General features: G+C 46.6%; 6 protein-coding genes. 2 read left to right on the forward strand and 4 right to left on the reverse strand.

What is annotated here, in order from left to right; genetic code table 11:
• Window positions 1-239: 239 nt before the first annotated feature.
• From aroF to QT987_RS15540, 3 genes are all read right to left on the reverse strand, one after another.
• A complete protein-coding gene (gene aroF / locus QT987_RS15530) occupies window positions 240-1,100 on the reverse strand; it encodes a 3-deoxy-7-phosphoheptulonate synthase (RefSeq protein ID WP_333241520.1) in 861 nt (286 codons plus the stop codon).
• 546 nt (window positions 1,101-1,646) lie between these two features.
• A complete protein-coding gene (locus QT987_RS15535; RefSeq protein ID WP_333302633.1) occupies window positions 1,647-3,908 on the reverse strand; it encodes a phosphodiester glycosidase family protein in 2,262 nt (753 codons plus the stop codon).
• A 115-nt stretch (window positions 3,909-4,023) separates the two neighbouring features.
• Entirely contained in the window at window positions 4,024-9,507 is a 5,484-nt protein-coding gene (locus tag QT987_RS15540) for an AAA family ATPase (protein ID WP_333241524.1), read from the reverse strand.
• 1,274 nt (window positions 9,508-10,781) lie between these two features.
• Between QT987_RS15540 and QT987_RS15545 the strand changes: the two genes are divergently transcribed.
• Together QT987_RS15545 and QT987_RS15550 are read left to right on the forward strand one after the other, a co-directional pair.
• Window positions 10,782-15,509 (forward strand): glutamate synthase-related protein, encoded by a 4,728-nt coding sequence (locus QT987_RS15545; RefSeq protein ID WP_333241526.1) that lies wholly within the window; start codon window positions 10,782-10,784, stop codon window positions 15,507-15,509.
• Between the two features lie 431 nt (window positions 15,510-15,940).
• The gene (locus QT987_RS15550) at window positions 15,941-16,342 is read left to right on the forward strand and encodes an endonuclease domain-containing protein (protein ID WP_333241528.1); all 402 of its coding nucleotides are present in this window, start codon (window positions 15,941-15,943) and stop codon (window positions 16,340-16,342) included.
• 220 nt (window positions 16,343-16,562) lie between these two features.
• Here QT987_RS15550 and QT987_RS15555 read toward each other — a convergent pair whose 3' ends face one another.
• Entirely contained in the window at window positions 16,563-19,946 is a 3,384-nt protein-coding gene (locus tag QT987_RS15555; protein WP_333241530.1) for an Eco57I restriction-modification methylase domain-containing protein, read from the reverse strand.
• Between the last annotated feature and the right edge of the window lie 97 nt (window positions 19,947-20,043).

The raw sequence follows: 20,043 nt of genomic DNA on the forward strand, positions 1-20,043 counted from the left end.
GCTTTCCCCGATTCCGGCAGGGGTTTAAACCCCTGCCTCAAAGCTCAATTCGGTTAAAACTGATATGTTGCACCATTCTCAATTAACCTTTTATGAACAGGCTTTCCGGCCTGTTCCACAAAAGATAAATTTTATTGTGGAACAGGCCGGAAAGCCTGTTGCTGACAATGGTGCAAGATATCAGTGAAAACCGACTGTAGAGTTTGACGTTAAAAGTTATAGATTATTTCCTACCAATATCACTTCCAACTTAATACCTCTGAAGGCACATTAATCTCCGGTATGCACCGGCCAACGGCGGCGGCTACAGGCCGTAAACTCGCAACTAAATCTACCATATCTGGTAAAGAAAGAGCTTGCCGCGCGTCAGAAACCGATTTTTCTGGTTGCGGGTGACATTCAATAATTAATCCGTCTGCACCGCAAGCAACCGCTGCTTTGGCGAGTGGTGCGACTAATTCTCGCTTGCCGACGGCGTGAGAAGGGTCTACAATTACTGGCAAATGAGTTAACTGTTTCAGTGCTACGACTGCACCTAAATCTAATACATTCCGGGTGTAATTGTCGAAGCTGCGGATGCCTCTTTCGCAGAGAACTACATGAGGATTTCCGTGACTGACAATGTATTCGGCGGCCATCACAAATTCTTCGATTGTGGCTGACAAGCCGCGTTTTAGCAAAACTGGTTTTCCGGCTTGACCGATCGCCTTTAGTAACTCGAAGTTTTGCATATTCCGACTGCCTAATTGCAGCATATCAGCATAGGTGACAACTGGCTCAATTTGGGCGATCGACATTACCTCTGTCACCACGGGCAAACCGTAACGCCGGCTGACATCGGCTAAAATTTCCAGTCCCTCAATTCCCATCCCTTGGAAAGAATAGGGAGAAGTGCGGGGTTTGTAGACTCCGCCTCGCAAAGCTGGCACGGATGCGGCGGATAGTTGGCGGGCAACTGTTTCCATTTGTGCGGAACTTTCTACGGTACAGGGGCCACCGATGATTAATAATTCTGTGCCGCCGACTGAGACTGTTTCTGAAAGTTTGACAATTGTTTGGTGTTCGGGATGAGATTTGGTTACGAGTTTGGCTTCTAACATGAGGATATTTTCCAGGGAAATTAAGTGGGTGGTTGACAACAAAAAACCCGGAACTTTTAGGAGTTCCGGGTTGGTGCGAAAAGACAGCGCGACAATTTACCCAGAACTCTTGTTGGGCCAAAAATAAAAGCTGTAGTACCAGTTACTGAATAATGTCATTGCTGTTTTCGCTTGTACTCGATTGGTTGTTGGGAAAACAAGTAGAAAAAACAAAACCGCAGGTGTTAATCTGCGGTTCGCCCGGATGTTCACAGTGAATTGCAAATTCACTCCGGGCGAACTTGGCTGTACCAAAAATAAAAATAGCTGTTGGCTGTGAACTTGGCTGTGAACATAGGTTGAAGTGCTGCGATTTGTGGATCAAACACAATACTATTCGACAAGCTAGCACAGGGAGACTGGGATGTCAAGATATTTTTAGCAAAAGATTTGTAGATGCCGCGGCGGTTGGAAACCGCGGCGACAAAGACGAAACCTGCGGAGGTGGACTTTGTTTGTGTAGTAGCGGTTTCTAACCGCTGAGAATTAATGTCGAAAATTAACTACTTATGGTTGAATGAAAATACCGATCGCATTATGAACTCTAGCAGCAGTTGACGGAGGTCGATCGAGCAAACTACCTCCCAAATACAAACTCGTCGAACTTCCCCCATCCAAATTTAAAGCATCCACAGCACCCATTTGCTGCAAAATCTGCGCCAGTTCTGCGAAATTTGGCCCCGCCCCGCCCGCGCGATTGTGCACCGCTACAATCAGCAAATTCCCCGCAGCATTTCGCCCGATCGCACTTCTAATTGCTGTCTGTCTAACAAACGCATCGCTAAACCCTTCCGCCTTAGCATCCAGCACAACTTGACTGTTTTGTACCAATACTGGCCCGCCGCCGAGAATGTACGGAAAACGGTTGAAATCAGCAGGAAAAGTGTTAGTTTCTAAACGCAATAAAGTGCCGATAGAGAGTTCAGATGCAGGGAACAAATCGGCACGCAAAGCCAAAATATAACCGTTAGCTGGAATGGGAAAAGTTGTTGTTCCCGCCGCACCTCCGGGGGATTGGCTGACAACCCTATCGCCAGCAACTGTCACAACTATTTCATTGCCAGACAACGGAGTATAAGTTGTTCCCCAATCAGAATTGTAGCGACCGATTCCCGGTTGTACGTAGGCACTATTTAGATGAGAAACAGGCAAAAGTTGATTTGCCGGAGTTATCACAGTTTCTTGCAAAGTCAAACGATCGATCGCAAATTCTCCCCGATCGTTCCACGCGATCGCCCCCCGGTTCAATATCGGCCCGGAAAGCCATTTATTGTCGCGCCGAATTGCGCCTAAAGCTAAGCGATTAATTCGATTGAAAAACCCTGCATTAATCGCCGCAGCAGCACCCGACACTTCTGCTGTTTGCAATAAAGGTGCAGTGCCTTGATCTGTCGGCGGATTGCTAAGAATTGGTCGAATTTTCACACCCGCTTGACGCGGATTAACTTCTAACCAAACTACCGGAAAACGATCGGTTCCTAAATTTTGATACTGCTGTCGCCACAGCACACCGTGAGCCCAAACAATGTTTTTTTCGAGTAACGAATCAGGCCGAATGTCGATAACTAATCGATTGGGATTTCCCAGGCTGAAAACTTGCGGCCGCCAACCTAAAGGAATCTTCACTTTGACTTTGGTTTGAGCGCCGTCAGGTTCGACTTTTAGTGATAGCAATTGTTGGCTGGTTTGAAAAGTTTCCTGAAGTAACGCCGGATCGACTTTGGCATCGATCGCGATCGACCATTCTTGACCGGCGATCGGCGCTGCGGGCGTTATTGGCAGCGGGAGAGCGGGTTTGGTAGGGTCGTCTGGTGTTTCGAGGTTTGGCGCTGTGCGGAGGCTTGGCAGTGGGATAGCGGGCTTTGTGGGGTCGTCCGGGGGGTTGGGTGTTGGTGTCGGCGACGGGATTGGTTTATTGACAAAGTTGACTTGCCAGGGGGCGGGGCGATCGATATCTACTACAATGCGATCGCCCGATTCTATTTCTGCTTGCCGAATTCCGGTAACACTTGCAGTTTGAGACGTAATTTTGAGAATATTCCCATCAGCAGATATCTCCCAGCCCGCAAGTCTAGCAAAATCCGTAACATCTAAGTAACGATACGGGCCTGTTGCCCGCGCTGCTAAGCTTTGAACCCCCGTTAAAGATACCGAAAACCACTGCACAGGTTGTTTGGTACTGTCGGCGCTGCTAAGCAAATCCACTCCCGCACCTTGCATCAATCCAACATCAGCAATCCAAGTTCGGAAATCCGCAGAAGTGCTGTTTGCCGGCTGCTGAGTCCAAGCTAGGGGCAGAATGCGGCCGTTTAGAGACACTTGGCGGCCTTGTTTGATTCTGGAATCTGGCGGTAGGGATTGAGTCAAAAACTTATATTCCGACAGGGAATGAATTCCCTGTCTCATAGCTGAAGTCCTCTCAAGAGGACTATCGGTCAATATTTCAGTCGGTTTTAACTGAGATGTTGCACCATTCTCCAGAACAGGCAAGATGCCTGTTCCACAATAAAATTCATCTCTTGTGGAACAGGCATCTTGCCTGTTCATAAAAAGCTTATTGACAATGGTGCAAGATGTGACTTTCAACCGACTTTCGCTATCAGCCAGGGAATTCATTCCCTGGCGGGAGCTCGAAGCATCAATCAGCCCACCCATCTCCCCCGGTTGTGCTCTTCCGGGTTGATTCCAGAGCAAAGACGGGACGATCGCCAGTACGGGTAAAATCGAAACTGACAATATTAGACGCCCATAGAAAAAATTACGTTTCACAGCTTACCACTCACAATTTCACTTCTAAACGCATGGGGATTTAGAAACCCGGAAAATCCGTATGTTTCTTTTTACTAAACGGGGCTAATTACCCTCAAGCCCTACTACAAACTGCTCACCCCGGAATAGAAATCACAAACTCCGAACCCTGCCCAAGAGAAGAATTCACGAGTAACGTACCTCCATGTTTTTCCACAACAATTTGGTATGCTATAGACAATCCTAATCCGGTTCCTTGACCCACAGCCTTGGTTGTAAATAAGTGGTTAAAGATGTTTTCCTTGACTTCGGCTGACATCCCCACTCCATTATCCTTAATGTGAATCAAAACCTGATTGTTGTCTTCGCTCAGAGCAGTTTGAACCGTGATTTGATTAGGTAGGGCTTTAATTTCAGTAAAACTCCGCCCCTTATTTGACTCCTCCAGAGCGTCAATAGCATTAGCCAGCACATTCATAAATACCTGGTTCAACTGTCCGGGAAAGCATTTCACTAGGGGCAAGTTACCATACTCTTTCACAACTTCAATGGCAGGGCGGAACTCGCTCGCTTTTAAACGGTGCTTGAGAATTAGCAGAGTGCTTTCAAGTCCATCATGAATATTGCAAAAAACTGGTCGATCGCTATCTGCCCTGGAAAACGTTCTCAGACTCGTACTGATATTGCGGATGCGCTCGACTCCCTCCTGCATTGAACCAATCAATTTTGGCAAATCTTCTCGCAAATACTCCAAGTCCATATCTTCAATTTCTGCTTCAATTTCTCCTCCCGGATTAGGAAATTTTTCTTGATACAAATCAATCAAATTGAATAAATCCCCCACGTATTCTTGAGCAGGTTGCAAGTTGCCGGCGATAAAGCCTACGGGATTGTTAATTTCGTGGGCTACCCCTGCGACTAAATTTCCCAAAGCAGACATCTTTTCACCCTGTACCAACTGCAACTGCATCTGTTTGAGATCCTGGATAGACTGCTCTAGTTTTTGGGCATAATCCTGAGATTGTTGATAAAGTTGTTGAGATTGCTGATACAAGCGGGCGTTTTCCAGCGAGATGGCAGCTTGGGAGCAGAGGATGTTGAGGAGGGCGACGCGATCGCCAGTGAATGCCCCTGTCGTCAGATTATTTTCCAAATACAGGATTGCCATCATTTTGCCTTGATGGATAATCGGAGTACATAGGATGCTCTTAGGTTGGTGCTGCTTGATATAGGGGTCAGAACTAAATATTAATTCAGTCTTGACATCATCGAAAACTAGGGTTTTATTGCTACGTTTAACGTAATTAATCACAGTCTGCGGAATTGATTGGCTCTCCTCAATCCCAATAGTTTCTTGCAGAAGACAGCCTTGGCGATCGCTACAGTGGACGGCGATTTTCCAATTCTCCTCTTCTTTCAAAATTAATACTCCTGTTTGAGCCCCTGCATTCTGAATCGCCACTTCCATCAGGGTAGTGAGCAATTGTTCCAGCTTAATTTCGCTAGACAAAGCTTGATAACCTTTGATAACCGTTGGTAAATCTATTACTGTGGTACTCGTACTTCCAGTAATTGTTTGGTTTTTGCTAGAAGATGAGGTGTCATGGGAGGTAGTCACCGCCTCGAACAAACGAACTTGATTATGTTGCAAAATAGGAGCAAGCAATTGAGAATAGCGTTGTTCTATGTCGTCAATCTTCGCTTTAGCTCCCCAACGAGAGTAGGCATAGTAGGCATCAATTAGATAAAGTTGAGCAATTTTTTCTTTACCCCATTGTAAATAAAACTTTGCAGCCAGCTCATTTGCCAAAGCTTCTTCATTGAGGTATTTGTTTTCTTTAGCCAGAGCGATCGCGCGATCGTAAAAATCCATCGCCTCAACTTGCTGTCCTAAAACGCGATATCGCTCTGCCTCGACCAAATAGAACTTATGCAAGTGATTCATAGGGGCATACTCCGCCCATCGCTTGCTTTTTGCCTGATTTACTGCTACTTTTTCTAGGAGTGCAGCTTGTTTTTCCGCATCAGCCTCTGCATACACCGCTAAGTACGTTAGAGACCCATAGAAATAAATCAGCGAATACTGAAGCCCTGCGGTTAGAGCATCCGAATATTGCTCTGCTAGCACGGCATTTTCCAGCGCTTGTTGATAGTTTTCAAACAAATAACCGAGAATCAACTTGTTGAGATAAACGCTGCAAATCGCATACTGCACGTTATTAGCTTGATGCTGCGGTATCATGATGTCTTCATCATAAGCTTCCCCAACCAAACGGCAGGGGTTATCGGTTTTGCCTCGCAAGTTCAAAACAGCCTGCCGAAAAATTTTCACGAAACTGAGTGCGTTTCCCTGACGAATCTGATGAATAGCGCGATCGAAGGTTTCTGTCTCCCGCTCCATTTCCGCCAAGTCTCGGCCCATAGAGAAAGAAAGCGCCGTATAATTGTAAAGTCCATAGGCAGCATATTCTAATTCTCCTGCTTCTAGGGCAATTTGATGGGCTTCTAATAAAAATGGCAAAGAATCTTGAGGATAGCGTTTCCAATGCCGGACATAGCCATAAACAAGGTTGTAGGTTTTGGTTTTTAACTCTTTGCTTTTCAGATTATCTAGCAGACCTAAAGCTACCTCACCAGATTGATAGCCGATATCAATATCCCCTCCTGTTCCTGCATGAATTAAACCATACCAAGCATAACTAAAAGCAGATGTAGGTGCATTTCCATAAGTGAGAGATAGTTCTATTGGCTTGCAAACAATCAGCGGGAATAATTTAGATGCCGACTGATAAGAAGCCGACACAACCGTGCCTAAAATTCGCAGCGCTGCCAGATAATAGGAGTCGGTCATCTCTGGAAGATTAATCAATTCTTCCAACGTGTGGCGGGCGAACTTGCGTTTTGTTTCATCCTGGGTTTGCTGAACCTTTTCCGGGCTGGGATTATCGGGAAATTCCACGCCCAGTTGTTTGAGAACAATCAGCGCAGTCTGTTCTGCTAAGGGTAAATTATTCTGAGCGATGTAACTTTGAATTCGCACTGTATAAACTTTCACAGTATCCAGAGAAGTTCGGGCTTGCTGCAACACGATTTGCACCCATCGATCCATTTGTTCAAATTCACCGCTCAGAAATGCCGCTTCAACTGCTTCCTCGTATAGATTTAAGGTGAGTTGGTACTGGCTGTCCCAACAATCCGTTGCTAATAATTCAATTCCGTTACTCAAGCACTCAAAGGCTGCAGCATACGCTGTTGCGGCTTTTGCTTTTCGTCCAGCTACTAGATTTAACTGGGCATATTCTTGCCGTTCCACCCGATCGCTAACCAGCTTAATCGCCATATTCAAGTGGTTGACCATTTCAAAAATTCTTTCTTCTCGCTCGACTTCCGATGTTTCCTTAAACAGCAGTTGCCCTATCTTTAAATGGGTCGAGCGTTTTTGGTCTTCGGGAATGAGAGAATAGGCAGCCTGTTGTACGCGGTCATGCAAAAACTTGTATTTCGCTAATTGTTCATTGCTAGTTAATAAATCAGCGGTGTCTTCCCGCCCCGCTGGTTCACCTAAGTCTTTACTACATTGTTGATAAAATTTATAAACATCGCTAACTGGTAAAATCAACCCTTCTTGCAATGCTTTCCACAAAGCGGTTGCTGTTTCTGTTTGCGAATTTTCATCAACAATTGCTAACGTCGCCAAATCGAACTGATTGCCAATACAAGCAGCTAACTTTAAAACTTCCTGTGTCCTGATTGGCAACTTTCGCAACTGAACTGCCATGAATTCTACTACATCATCCGTTAGTGCCAATGTTCGCACTCTAGCGATATCGCACTGCCAATACCGAGCTTCAAAATTAAATTCAATTATCCCATCTTCCTGCAAAGATTTGAGGAATTGTGTGCTAAAAAAGGGATTGCCTTGGGTTTTCTGATAAACGAGTTCTGTCAAAGGCAGAGCCAATGCTCTAGAACAAACTAAGGTATCGGCAATCAGAAAATTCAACTCCGAGCGATCGAGCGGCGCGAGGGTAATGGTGTTGACTGTGGCTCCGGTTTGTTGAATGTCGGATAATGTCAACACCAAAGGGTGTACGGGACTGACTTCGTTATCTCGATACGCTCCAATTAACAAAAGATAGCGCCGTGAGCGATCGCTCGTCAAAAGTTGAATCAACTTTAATGACGCTGAGTCGGCCCATTGCAAGTCATCTAAGAAGATGACGAGGGGATGTTCTTTGGTTGTGAAGAGTTGAATGAAGTTCTCTAATAACCGATTGAAGCGATTTTGGGCAGCACTGCCCGAAAGTTCTGGTGCGGGTGGTTGCTCTCCGATAATCCGTTCTAGTTCGGGAATTACCTCAACTATTACCTGAGCATTCTCGCCCAACGCTGTCAGAATTTGAGTCTTCCACTGTTCAACTTTCGCATCTGTTTCGCTCAGCAATTGCTTCATTAAATCGCGAAAAGCTTGTACAAAAGCTGAGAATGGTTGGCTGCGTCCAAATTGGTCGAATTTGCCTTTGATGAAGTAGCCTCTCGCTGCGACAATCGGTTTGTGAACTTCGTTGACGACGGCGGTTTTGCCAATGCCTGAGAAGCCAGCCACCAGCATCATTTCCGCGCTTCCTGCACTGACGCGATCGAAGGCTGCTAGTAGGGAGAATACTTCGTTCTCTCTACCATATAATTTTTCGGGAATGATGAAGCGATCGCACAAATCTCGCTGCCCTAGCTTAAAAGAGGCGATTTCTCCAGTTTCTTGCCACTGGTACAAACAAGTTTCCAAATCAAACTTGAGTCCGATCGCACTTTGATACCTATCTTCAGCATTCTTCGCCATCAGTTTGCTAACAATTTCAGACAGCACCACTGGAACGCTTTTGTTAAGGTTATGGAGTGGGATAGGCTGCTTGGCAAGGTGACAGTGTACTAACTCTATCGGATCTTCGCTTTGGAAAGGCAACTGTCTCGTCAGCAGTTCGTAGAATGTAACTCCCAGAGAGTAGAAATCCGTGCGGTAGTCAATGCCTCGGTTCATTCGCCCAGTTTGTTCGGGAGATATGTAAGGTAAAGTGCCTTCCAGGAGATTGGGATTTTGAATTTCTTGGGTTTGGCGCGGCAACAGCGAAGCGATGCTGAAGTCAATCAGCTTAACTTGTTTGCTGGCAGGGTTAATTAAAATATTGGCAGGTTTGAGGTCTTTATGGATGACGTGGTGGCGATAAAGTCCATCCAGCGAGTTGGCAATTTGAATGGCAATGGGAAGAAACTCGTTAATAGGCAACCCTTCCAGAGGTTCCTTGCTGGCGAACACTAGACTAGCGAGGTAGCTATTTAAGGAAATTCCGCCAAAGTCTTCCATCACCAGAGCATAGTGGTTATGGTATGTCTCCAGGCTGTATGCCTTGACAGTGCCGGGGATCTCTAAGTTTTTAGTAATGACAAACTGATTGCGGAAGTGAACGAGTTCGTGGAAGCGGGGAAAGTCATTTCGCAGCAGTTTGATTACTACGGGCTGCCGATCGCAAGAGCGACGACCACGATAAACTAGAGTTCGATTGCCTGCGTATATTTGCTCGTTAATCTGATATCCTCGCAAAATATTTGTTATGCTAGCCATACCTACCTATTCCTACTGCTTCTGTCAAGCCTGAAGCTTTTTAGAGTTACTATCTACTATTTTCGCTCTATCGGCCGTGCTATTGATTAACTATATTTAGTGTAATCTACTTTGTAGCTCAAATTATGAAAATACCATTTAAAAAACAAGACTTAATATTTGAGGCAAGAAATGTTGATAAGGGCTTTGATACTAAGTAGAAAATGAAGGAGGCTAACGCTGATTGAATGACAGCAGTTAATTATTGAAGAGGAAGTTAAGACGCTAATTAATAGGATGAAAAATATATAGCCTTTCTCAGTAACATGAGGTGCACGCTTGATAAGCGAGCATAGGCCTCCGTGGGCATAGAGCCTAGGGCATACCTCACCAAGATTGAGAACTGTTGTAGTGAAAAAAAATCCTGGCATAGCTAAGTCAATTAACGAGGTGTTTTGGTATTAGTTCCGTGTCGAAATTGAATACTTGGAAAAAGTATTTAATTTCGACACGGTTGCGGTTAGAAATCCGGCATCAGCAAATCGCCTCAACGAATCAAGAATCAAGCGCGTCTTTAGACATGAGAGTGTCAAAAAAGTTTGTGGGTAAAAAAATACAAAATAGGCTTAGGGAAAACGGTCAACCTTTTTCGGCTAGGCATCTTAGCCTGGGTTCTGGACATCGCTGACAAGACTTGCGCCCAAACTCTGAGTGTAATGGGTGAAATTTTATCAATTTTTTGATAAACTTGATGTTCGCGGCTTGAGAGTTGACTTCACAATAAGACAGGTTTCACCAGTTGTGAACCGCGCTGCTACATTGCACCTACCGACTGAGCGGGCAGGTGGCTTTTGTGTCTGCAGGCGCTGACTTAAGCAACTCCACAGCGCAGCAGGCAAAATAACGCTAAAGTTACTATCTACCTGTGTTCGCTGCAAGGCTACCCTTGCGGACTCAGGAAAAAAACACCCAAAAAACTCGTGAAGCGCAGCTATCCCGTAGGGAATCGCCTGCAATGTATCTAGATTGCAGGGCGGCGATTTCCCAAAGAATCACTGCTTTTTAACAGCAGCGTATTCTAGGAGACATCTCCGAAGCGATGCGAGCGAGATAATTTAAAATCTCCAAACAGGGTTTCAGTCCTAAGTACAGGCAGCATCGACGTAAATTTTTATCAAATCAGCTTCCAATGTGCTGTTTTAAAGTTTACTAGGCTCCCACCGCTCGGCAGCCTTCTCTCTCCGAGCTATAAAAACACATCCACCACACAATCACGGAAATAACATTCAATCAACATGGGTAACACGATCGATCCAAACAGAAACGTGCATCAAACTGAGCGAGGAACTCCATTCGCCGGCCAAAGCTGGTTAGTGGAAGAAAGAGATGCCTGCGGTGTGGGGTTTATTGCCAACCAAAGCGGCGAAGCTACGCACTCGATTATTGAAAAAGCGCTGCCAGCTTTAACTTGTCTGGAACATCGCGGCGGTTGCAGCGCCGACTCAGATTCCGGCGACGGTGCGGGTTTGATGACCGCGATTCCTTGGGAATTGCTGGATACTTGGTTCGCCGAACAGGGAATTGTGCCTCCCCCACGAGAAAACTGTGGCGTGGGAATGCTGTTTCTGTCTCAAGATAAATTTCAAGCGACTATAGCGCGGCAGGTGGTTGAGCAAGTTCTGACCGATCGCGGACTGAAACTTTTGGGATGGCGCAAAGTTCCCATTGTACCATCGGTTTTGGGCGAGCAAGCGCTAGAAAATCAACCTCAAATCGAACAAGTAATTGTCAGTTCACCGCACTTAGCCGGAGACGAACTCGACAAACATCTATTTTTGGCGCGCCGCACCATCGGACACGCGCTGTCAAATCGCCCCAACTTCACCCGCCGAGACTTTTATACTTGCTCTTTCTCCTGTCGCACGATCGTCTATAAAGGCATGGTGCGATCGGCCGTACTGGCAGAATTTTACCCAGATCTGAAAAATCCCGCTTATAAAAGCTCCTTTGCCGTCTATCACCGACGCTTCAGCACCAACACCATGCCCCGCTGGCACTTAGCCCAGCCCATGCGCTTGCTGGGACACAACGGGGAAATTAACACGCTGTTGGGCAATATTACCTGGATGAAGGCGCGGCAAGCGAATTTAGCTCACCCGAATTGGACTCAAGCTGATATCGACACGTTCAACCCAATTGTCAATCCCGAAAGCAGCGATTCGGCCAACTTGGACAACGTGATGGAATTGTTGGTGCACTCCGGCCGCACGCCCCTAGAATCCCTGACAATTCTGGTACCCGAAGCCTACAAAAATCAGCCGGATTTGGCTCCCTATCCAGAAATTGTCGATTTTTACGAGTATTACAGCGGCATTCAAGAACCTTGGGACGGCCCCGCACTGCTCGTGTTCAGCGACGGCAAACAAGTAGGTGCTACGCTCGATCGCAACGGTTTGCGGCCGGCCCGCTACTGCATTACTAAAGACGGTTTGGTAATTGTCGCTTCCGAAGCCGGAGTTGTCGATATTCCCGAAGCAGATATTGTCGAAAAAGGCCGTTTGGGGCCCGGACAAATGATTGCAGTTGACCTGCAAACCAAGGAAATTCTCAAAAATTGGCAACTCAAGCAGCGCATTGCTAAGCGGCACCCCTACGGCGAATGGCTGCAACAAAACCGCGAAATCTTGCAACCGCAGCCTTTTGCGGAAACAGCAACCCTCGACTCGCAAACGCTGTTAGCAACCCAAACTGCTTTTGGCTACACAGCAGAAGATTTGGACATGGTGATTGTCGAGATGGCGAGCTCTGGGAAGGAACCGACTTTCTGCATGGGCGACGACGCTCCCTTAGCTGTATTGTCAGAAAAGCCTCAGTTGCTGTACAACTATTTCAAACAGCGGTTCGCTCAAGTGACAAATCCGCCGATCGACCCCCTGCGCGAGGGGATGGTGATGTCGCTGACGATGAATATGGGTCTGCGGGGCAATTTGCTGCAAGCAGTGCCGGAAAATGCCAAGCTGCTAAAAATTGATTCCCCCGTACTCAACGACGCTGAACTGTCTTTCTTGAAAGAGCAAAAGTCTTTCACAGCAACCGAATTGTCAACGCTTTACAAAATTGCGGCCGGGCCAGGAGGTCTCAAAAGCGCAGTCGAGGAACTTTGTCAAGAGGCGGCTGCTTCGGTGCGCGAGGGTGCGAGGATTCTGATTTTGAGCGATCGACCATCGAAGGAAGAAGGCGAATCTTCTGTGGGATTGAGTGCAGAATGCACTTATATTCCGCCCTTCCTGGCAGTTGGTGCGGTTCACCACCACTTAATTAGCGTCGGCCTGCGGATGCAAACTTCCCTAGTTGTAGATACCGCCCAATGTTGGAGCACTCACCACTTTGCTTGTTTGATCGGTTACGGTGCGATCGCTATTTGTCCTTACCTAGCCTTGGAAAGCGTGCGCGCCTGGTGGTCTGACAGCAAGACTCAAAATTTGATGCAGCACGGCAAAGTTCCCAATATTACCGTGACACAGGCTCAAGCTAGATACCGCACAGCGGTGGAAAATGGGCTGCTGAAGATTCTGTCGAAAATGGGGATTTCGCTGCTGGCTAGCTATCAGGGGGCGCAAATCTTTGAGGCGATCGGCATTGGTGGTGATTTGCTAGATTTGGGTTTCAAAGGCACTGTTTCCCGCATCGGCGGTTTGAGTGTGGCGGAACTGGCTAACGAGGTAATGTCTTTCCACAGTCAGGCTTTCCCAGAATTGCACCTCAAAAAGCTGGAAAATTACGGCTTTGTGCAGTACCGCCGGGGCGGTGAATATCACATGAACAGCCCGGAAATGGCGAAGGCTTTGCACAAGGCTGTGACTACTTTTAAGGCTCAGACTAACAGTAATGGCAACGGGGCCCAAGCAAAAATGGAACCAATTGGTTCCAAAAATTCGGAAACGGCTTACGATCACTACGAGGTTTACAAGCAACAGCTCGAAAATCGCCCGGTAACGGCTTTACGGGATTTGCTGGATTTCCAGAGCGATCGTCCTTCCATTGCGATCGAAGAAGTAGAATCTGTAGCAGATATTGTCAAGCGGTTCGCCACCGGCGGAATGTCTCTGGGCGCTTTGTCCCCGGAAGCCCACGAAACCCTAGCGATTGCGATGAACCGCATCGGCGGCAAATCCAACTCCGGCGAGGGCGGCGAAGACCCGGTGCGCTACAAAGTGCTAAACGATGTGAGCGCGGCCGGTTTCTCACAAACGCTACCTCACTTAAAGGGTTTGCAAAACGGCGATACAGCTTCTTCATCCATCAAACAGGTAGCTTCGGGACGCTTCGGGGTGACTCCTGAGTACCTGATGAACGCCCAACAAATCGAAATTAAAATCGCACAAGGTGCGAAACCGGGTGAAGGCGGTCAATTGCCGGGGCCGAAAGTGAGCGAGTACATTGCTTATTTGCGCCGATCGAAACCGGGTGTCACGCTGATTTCGCCTCCTCCTCACCACGATATTTATTCGATCGAGGATTTGGCACAGTTGATTTTTGACTTGCACCAAATCAATCAGAAAGCGGGAGTTTCGGTGAAGTTGGTTTCGGAAGTCGGTATCGGGACTGTAGCCGCTGGTGTCGCCAAGGCAAATGCTGATGTGATTCAAATTTCCGGCCACGATGGCGGCACCGGTGCTTCGCCACTGAGTTCGATTAAGCACGCAGGTTCTCCGTGGGAACTCGGTTTGACCGAAGTTCACCGGGTGCTGATGGAAAATAAATTGCGCGATCGAGTTTTACTGCGCGTTGACGGTGGCTTTAAAAGCGGCTGGGACGTGATTGTAGGCGCTTTGATGGGCGGCGAAGAGTACGGGTTTGGCACCGTGGCAATGATTGCCGAAGGCTGTATTATGGCTCGCGTTTGCCACATGAATAGTTGTCCGGTGGGGGTGACAACTCAACAAGAACACTTGCGGAAACGGTTCCCCGGTACACCGGAACACGTTGTTAATTTCTTCTATTTCGTAGCACAAGAAGTGCGGAGTTTGCTGGCGAAATTGGGTTATAAGTCGATCGCAGATATCATCGGCCGCGCGGATTTGTTGAAAATGCGCGAGGGCGTGCAACTAACTAAAACCCAAGCAATTAATTTGGATTGTTTGACTAAGTTACCGGATACTAAGAGCGATCGATCTTTCTTGATCCACGGCGACGTACACACCAACGGGCCTGTGTTAGATGACGATTTGCTGGCGGATGCTGAGATTCAAAGTGCGATCGCCAATCACGGCACTGTTAGCAAGAATGTAAAATTGGTGAATACCGATCGCACTGTAGGCGCACGTTTGGCAGGTGCGATCGCACAGCAACACGGTAACACGGGCTTTAGCGGTCACATCACCCTCAACTTCACTGGTAGCGCGGGCCAAAGCTTCGGCGCGTTCAATTTGCCGGGGATGACGCTGGTACTGTCAGGCCAAGCTAACGACTACGTTGGTAAAGGGATGCACGGTGGCGAAATCGCGATCGCACCTCCGGCTGGTGCGACTTATGATGCTTCCGAAAATGCGATCGTCGGTAACACTTGTTTGTACGGTGCGACGGGGGGAACTCTGTTGGCTGCGGGTAAAGCTGGCGAACGGTTTGCGGTGCGTAACTCGATGGCGAAAGCAGTCATTGAAGGTGCGGGCGATCACTGCTGCGAGTACATGACTGGTGGCGCGATCGTCGTGTTAGGAAAAGTCGGCCGGAATGTCGGCGCTGGAATGACTGGCGGTTTGGCTTATTTCCTCGATGAAGATGGGACTTTCCCGGCTCACGTCAACGGGGAGATTGTGAAGATGCAGCGGGTTTGTACGGCCGCTGGGGAGGCGCAGTTGAAGGAGTTGATTGAGGCTCAGTGCGATCGAACAGGTAGCAAGAAAGCTGAAAAGATTTTAGCAAATTGGTCGGAATATTTGCCTAAGTTCTGGCAAGTTGTGCCGCCGAGTGAAGCGAATTCGCCGGAGGCTTCGGAACAAAAGATTGCTGTGGAAGTGTAATTTTCCAATTGGTTAAATAGATGAGGGGCGACGCGAGTTGCCCCTTTTTTGCATCTACCGGACTTATACCATTTCTCTAAAATCGTGCAACACTCTTCGACCCCCCCTAGCCCCCCCTTGCTAAGGGGGGGAACAAGAATACTGTTGCATTTTTTTTAAAAATTGGTATTAGCAACGGGGGTAAAAAAAGCCAAGCAACAACGAAAAAACCCTCTTGCTCCCCCCCTTACCAAGGGGGGGCTGGGGGGGGTTAAAAAGCCAAGCAACAACGAAAAAACCCCTCTTGCTCCCCCCCTTACCAAGGGGGGGGCTGGGGGGGGTTAAAAAGCCAAGCAACAACGAAAAAACCCCTCTTACTCCCCCCCTTAGCAAGGGGGGGCTGGGGGGGGTAAGAAAAGCCAAGCAAGCAACGAAAAAACCCAAATAAAAAAATGACAAAACTTTACAACAAAACCTCAGAAAAACTCAAGCGACAGCGGCTCCGCAGAGAAATGACAAAAGCTGAAAAACGTCTCTGGGACAGAATCAAAAACAGACAGCTTGAGAATTGTAAATTTCGCAGACAGTACAGCGTAGCAGAATTTGTGATAGATTTCTACTCGCCGGAAATCAAGCTAGCACTAGAAGTTGACGGTGATAGTCATTTTCAAGAAGGTGCTGTAGAATATGATGCGGAAAGGCAAGAATTTATTGAATCAGCAAGAATTAATTTTTTGAGGTTTACAAATGATGATGTTTATCATAATTTGGATGGGGTGCTAGATGTGATTGTAGATGGGATTAAATCGCTGAGAGCATTAGGTGTTTTACCCCCCCCAGCCCCCCCTTGCTAAGGGGGGGAGCAAGAGCGGATAACAGGGGATTAAACCGCTGAGAGTATTAGGTGTTTTACCCCCCCCAGCCCCCCCTTGCTAAGGGGGGGAGCAAGAGCGGATAACAGGGGATTACATCGCTGAGAGCATCTTTAAATTCTGCACAAATTGCAGAATTTGCCGCGCAAAAATTGTGATCCCAACATTGCTAAAGACGATAAACACTGCTCTAAATATTATATCAAATCTGTCTGGCGATCGGCATTCGCGGCGGCGCTGTTTTCCACATCAAATCTATTTCTTCTGGTGTCAATCCGTAAGCTTGATTAACTAAATCGGATAAACGGTGTTCGAGTCTCAACGCCTCAGCTTTGCGAGATTGAATGGCCGGTGCATATTCATTATAAGTTTCGCGGACTGCTTTTAGTCCAGCAACGCCGAGAGGATCGGAGGATTTAGTTTTCGGCATTCGCTTTCTGATTTCTGCTACAAACTCTGCAAAGGAAAGGGCAGAAAAATCTTCGAGTTTTTGTCCGACTTTATCAATTAAATAAGTGATTTCCAGCCAGTGCAAGACATCTCGGTGAGTTTCTTGATTAGTTTTGGCGATTTCAATTAAACGGCTGACAATTAATTCGACTTCGGCACGAATTGAGTCAGTTGGTGGTGCGATGGGTAAAGTTTCTACCTGTTCTCTAAACATTCGCAGTGTGTCATTAATTCCTTTTTGCAAAGTGTGGTGACAAATCCACCAAGTTATTGGCGAACACAGCCACCCAAGCATATAAAAATTTCCTGTTGGCCATAGATAGCAAGTATTCACTGGGTATACCTCTTGATCGAGGATGCAAAACCAAGAATAAGTAGCCAAATCTTGAGTGATAATTTTTGGTTCTTGAAAAACGTTATAGTAAGCACAGCTACGCAGTTCCCACCAGTAACGCCCTTGGTCGGAACGCTTAGACAGTTTTTCTTGCATCGGCTTCATATACTTATATACCGATGGAAAAGTTTGTGCAAATACTTCCTCTGCTTTATCGTTTGCTTTACTCCACGGCCATACACTATCGCTGCTAGATTTCAGCAAAATAATCCAAAGATTTGCCCACTCTGGACTCCATCGTTTAATATCTTGACCTCGTAAATAAGGCTTGATAATTTCAGCGGATTTAGGGTCGGCTTGAACGAGACTATTTTTAGTAGCTTCATCAATTAAAAAAGCTTCGTTAAATCCTGTTTTTATGCCATATAAAGGCTTAACGCCTGCAAAATCTTTTAGCGGAACTCCCACTTGTTTTATTTTCTGCATCAACTCATCAACAGCAAGAGGTTCCAGACTCCAAGCAGTTGCAGTGAAACGATCTCGCGAAATTTGATAGCCGTGTTGTTGAACGTATTGTGTAAGGTTGATATTAGCAAGATACTCGCGCGGAACCGGACAAACAATCACAGGCGAATTAGGTTCAGATTTACCTTGCTCAATCTCGATTTCAGTTTCAGAGATACATAGAGAAGCGTTAGGTTTTCTGACTGCGACAATACAGGGAAAAGTATCAGCATCCTCAAAAATTGGTGCGTGTCCGAAATCAATAATTTGCTCTAGTAAACCTTGACTGGCAAAGAACTTGCGTAGAGGTTCGCCGTATCCAGACCTCAGCCATTTATTTGTGACAATATACGAAAGCACTCCCCCCGGTTTTAGAATGTTTAACCCGAGTTCATAAAAATAAGTATAAAGGTCTGCTACGCCGTTATATGATTCATAATTGGCTTGCAAGTATGGTTTAATGGGAGATAGCAACTCCTGTCGCACGTAAGGCGGATTGCCAAGGACAACATCAAAACCGCCCTCAGCAAAAATCAGGGGAAATTCAGCTTTCCAATCAAACGCTGTATCTGCTACTTTACTGTCAGCGACGATCGAGTTTCCAGCTTTAATGTTATCATCCAAATAAGTCAGCGTTTTACCCGGTTCCGCTGTTTTCAACCACAGCGAAAGCTTGGTAATTTCCGCCGATTCCGGCAGCAAATCTACGCCGTACAGGTTGTTACTTAAAATGCTTCGGTCAAATTCCAGCGAGTTGCCGTTTTTTGGCTTATACCCCAAAGCATTCAATTCGCGATCGACTCTTTCGTACTGCTGCATCAAATAATCAAAAGCCGCAATCAAAAAAGCACCCGAACCGCACGCCGGATCGATGACGCGCGTTTTTTGCAGCACCTCGTCTCGATACGCTTTCCAAAACTTAATTGCAGTTTTCTTTGGTGGCTGCACCGACACTTCAGCAACTTCGCCAATTAGGAATAAATCGCGCAATTCTTGCTCTCGCCGCTGCAAATAGCCACCGAGAGAAACCTCGACAATATACTGAGTAATAAAAGCTGGCGTGTAAAACACACCTTGAGTTTTTCGCTTGCCTTTTTTCTGATTGTATTCCTGTCCGGTAGTTTCAGCATTTAATTCTTCCAAATCTGTAACAGACTGCTCGAAAATATGCCCCAAAATATCGACGGAAACTTCGGTATCAAAATCAAATCTGGTCAGCTTATTAAGCAGACTGCATAAGGGATTTGGCACAGTCAATTGTGCGTCTAAAACCGGATCGAATTTAAATAAACCGCCGTTGTATCCCGGTACAGGAGGGTCATCATTTCCCACATCAACCCAGCGAAATACAGATTGATAATTTTCCCAAATTAATCTAGGATTGTATTGGTCTTGGTGGTCGTGAGCGTTGCTGAGTGTTTTTGGCGGCAGCAACCCTTTATCTTCACAAAAAGCAATGAATAAAACGCGGTCTAAAGTCTTTTGAGCTTTTTCGATGAGTACGCGATCGCGGTTGGGGATATCCTGCGGCCCAGAAAAGCGAAAATGTTTGACGAGAGCGAGTCGAATTGCTTTGTACTCTTGATATAATTTATTGGTAATTTCCTCTTGAGCTTCGTCAGAGTCTTTTAACAGTCTGTCAATAACAGAACCTGTTTGAGCTTGGTTGGGAGGCAAAAAATTGCGGCGACACAGCAGAAAGTAAAACCGCTTAAAAGCTGCAATATCCGCCAAGTCAGTTAGAAAAAATTGTTCGTAATAAGCGGGAGTTTTATTGGTATGATAAAGTCGCAACTCTCGATAATTCGAGACAATAATCCAGCGACAATCGGGTGTATAATTAGCGTAGCGCCAACCTTGGTCAACTGCTGATTCCGATCGCCCGGATGCCGGACGGTCTAAATCATTTTTCGCTCCCTTGAGTTCGATCGGAGCAATCACTTTACCTTGCAGGGACACGGCTGTGCCTTTAGGATTGCCAGCAGCAGTAAAAAAGCCGATCGCCCCGTCAGCAGAACCGCCACCATCAGATATCGTTTGTTCGGCGTTAATTTCCCAAGCTTTCCCCGCACCTTGAATTACCGAGCAATATCCCAAAATATCCTGAAAAATATCATTAATAAAACTGCCGTGCAGCGAAACTTCTTTAACTTCGTCTAACGTACCCGTTTTAAGTGCAGCAATCCAGGTTCCCAATTTTTGGTGGCGCACTTCCATATCTTGCGGAAAGCTAAAAGCACGCAAAGCAGTGTTGAGTGTTTTGCTGTGAAAAAGGGCGCGAGTAGAGCGATTTGTCATCTTTTCAAGCAGGTTAATCAAGTTAATTTTACAGCATCCAAGTGCAACAGAGGCTCAGACCTTCTGCTATCAAATCAGTTATACTCAAAGGCCGAGC

The organism is Microcoleus sp. SVA1B4, assembly GCF_036700545.1.
Lineage (GTDB): Bacteria > Cyanobacteriota > Cyanobacteriia > Cyanobacteriales > Microcoleaceae > Microcoleus.

What these genes read in the sequence shown, in the direction of transcription:
- aroF (WP_333241520.1), bottom strand. Translation starts at nt 1,100, where the DNA reads ATGTTAGAAGCCAAACTCGTAACCAAATCTCATCCCGAACACCAAACA.
- QT987_RS15540 (WP_333241524.1), bottom strand. Translation starts at nt 9,507, where the DNA reads ATGGCTAGCATAACAAATATTTTGCGAGGATATCAGATTAACGAGCAA.
- QT987_RS15545 (WP_333241526.1), top strand. Translation starts at nt 10,782, where the DNA reads ATGGGTAACACGATCGATCCAAACAGAAACGTGCATCAAACTGAGCGA.
- QT987_RS15550 (WP_333241528.1), top strand. Translation starts at nt 15,941, where the DNA reads ATGACAAAACTTTACAACAAAACCTCAGAAAAACTCAAGCGACAGCGG.
- QT987_RS15555 (WP_333241530.1), bottom strand. Translation starts at nt 19,946, where the DNA reads ATGACAAATCGCTCTACTCGCGCCCTTTTTCACAGCAAAACACTCAAC.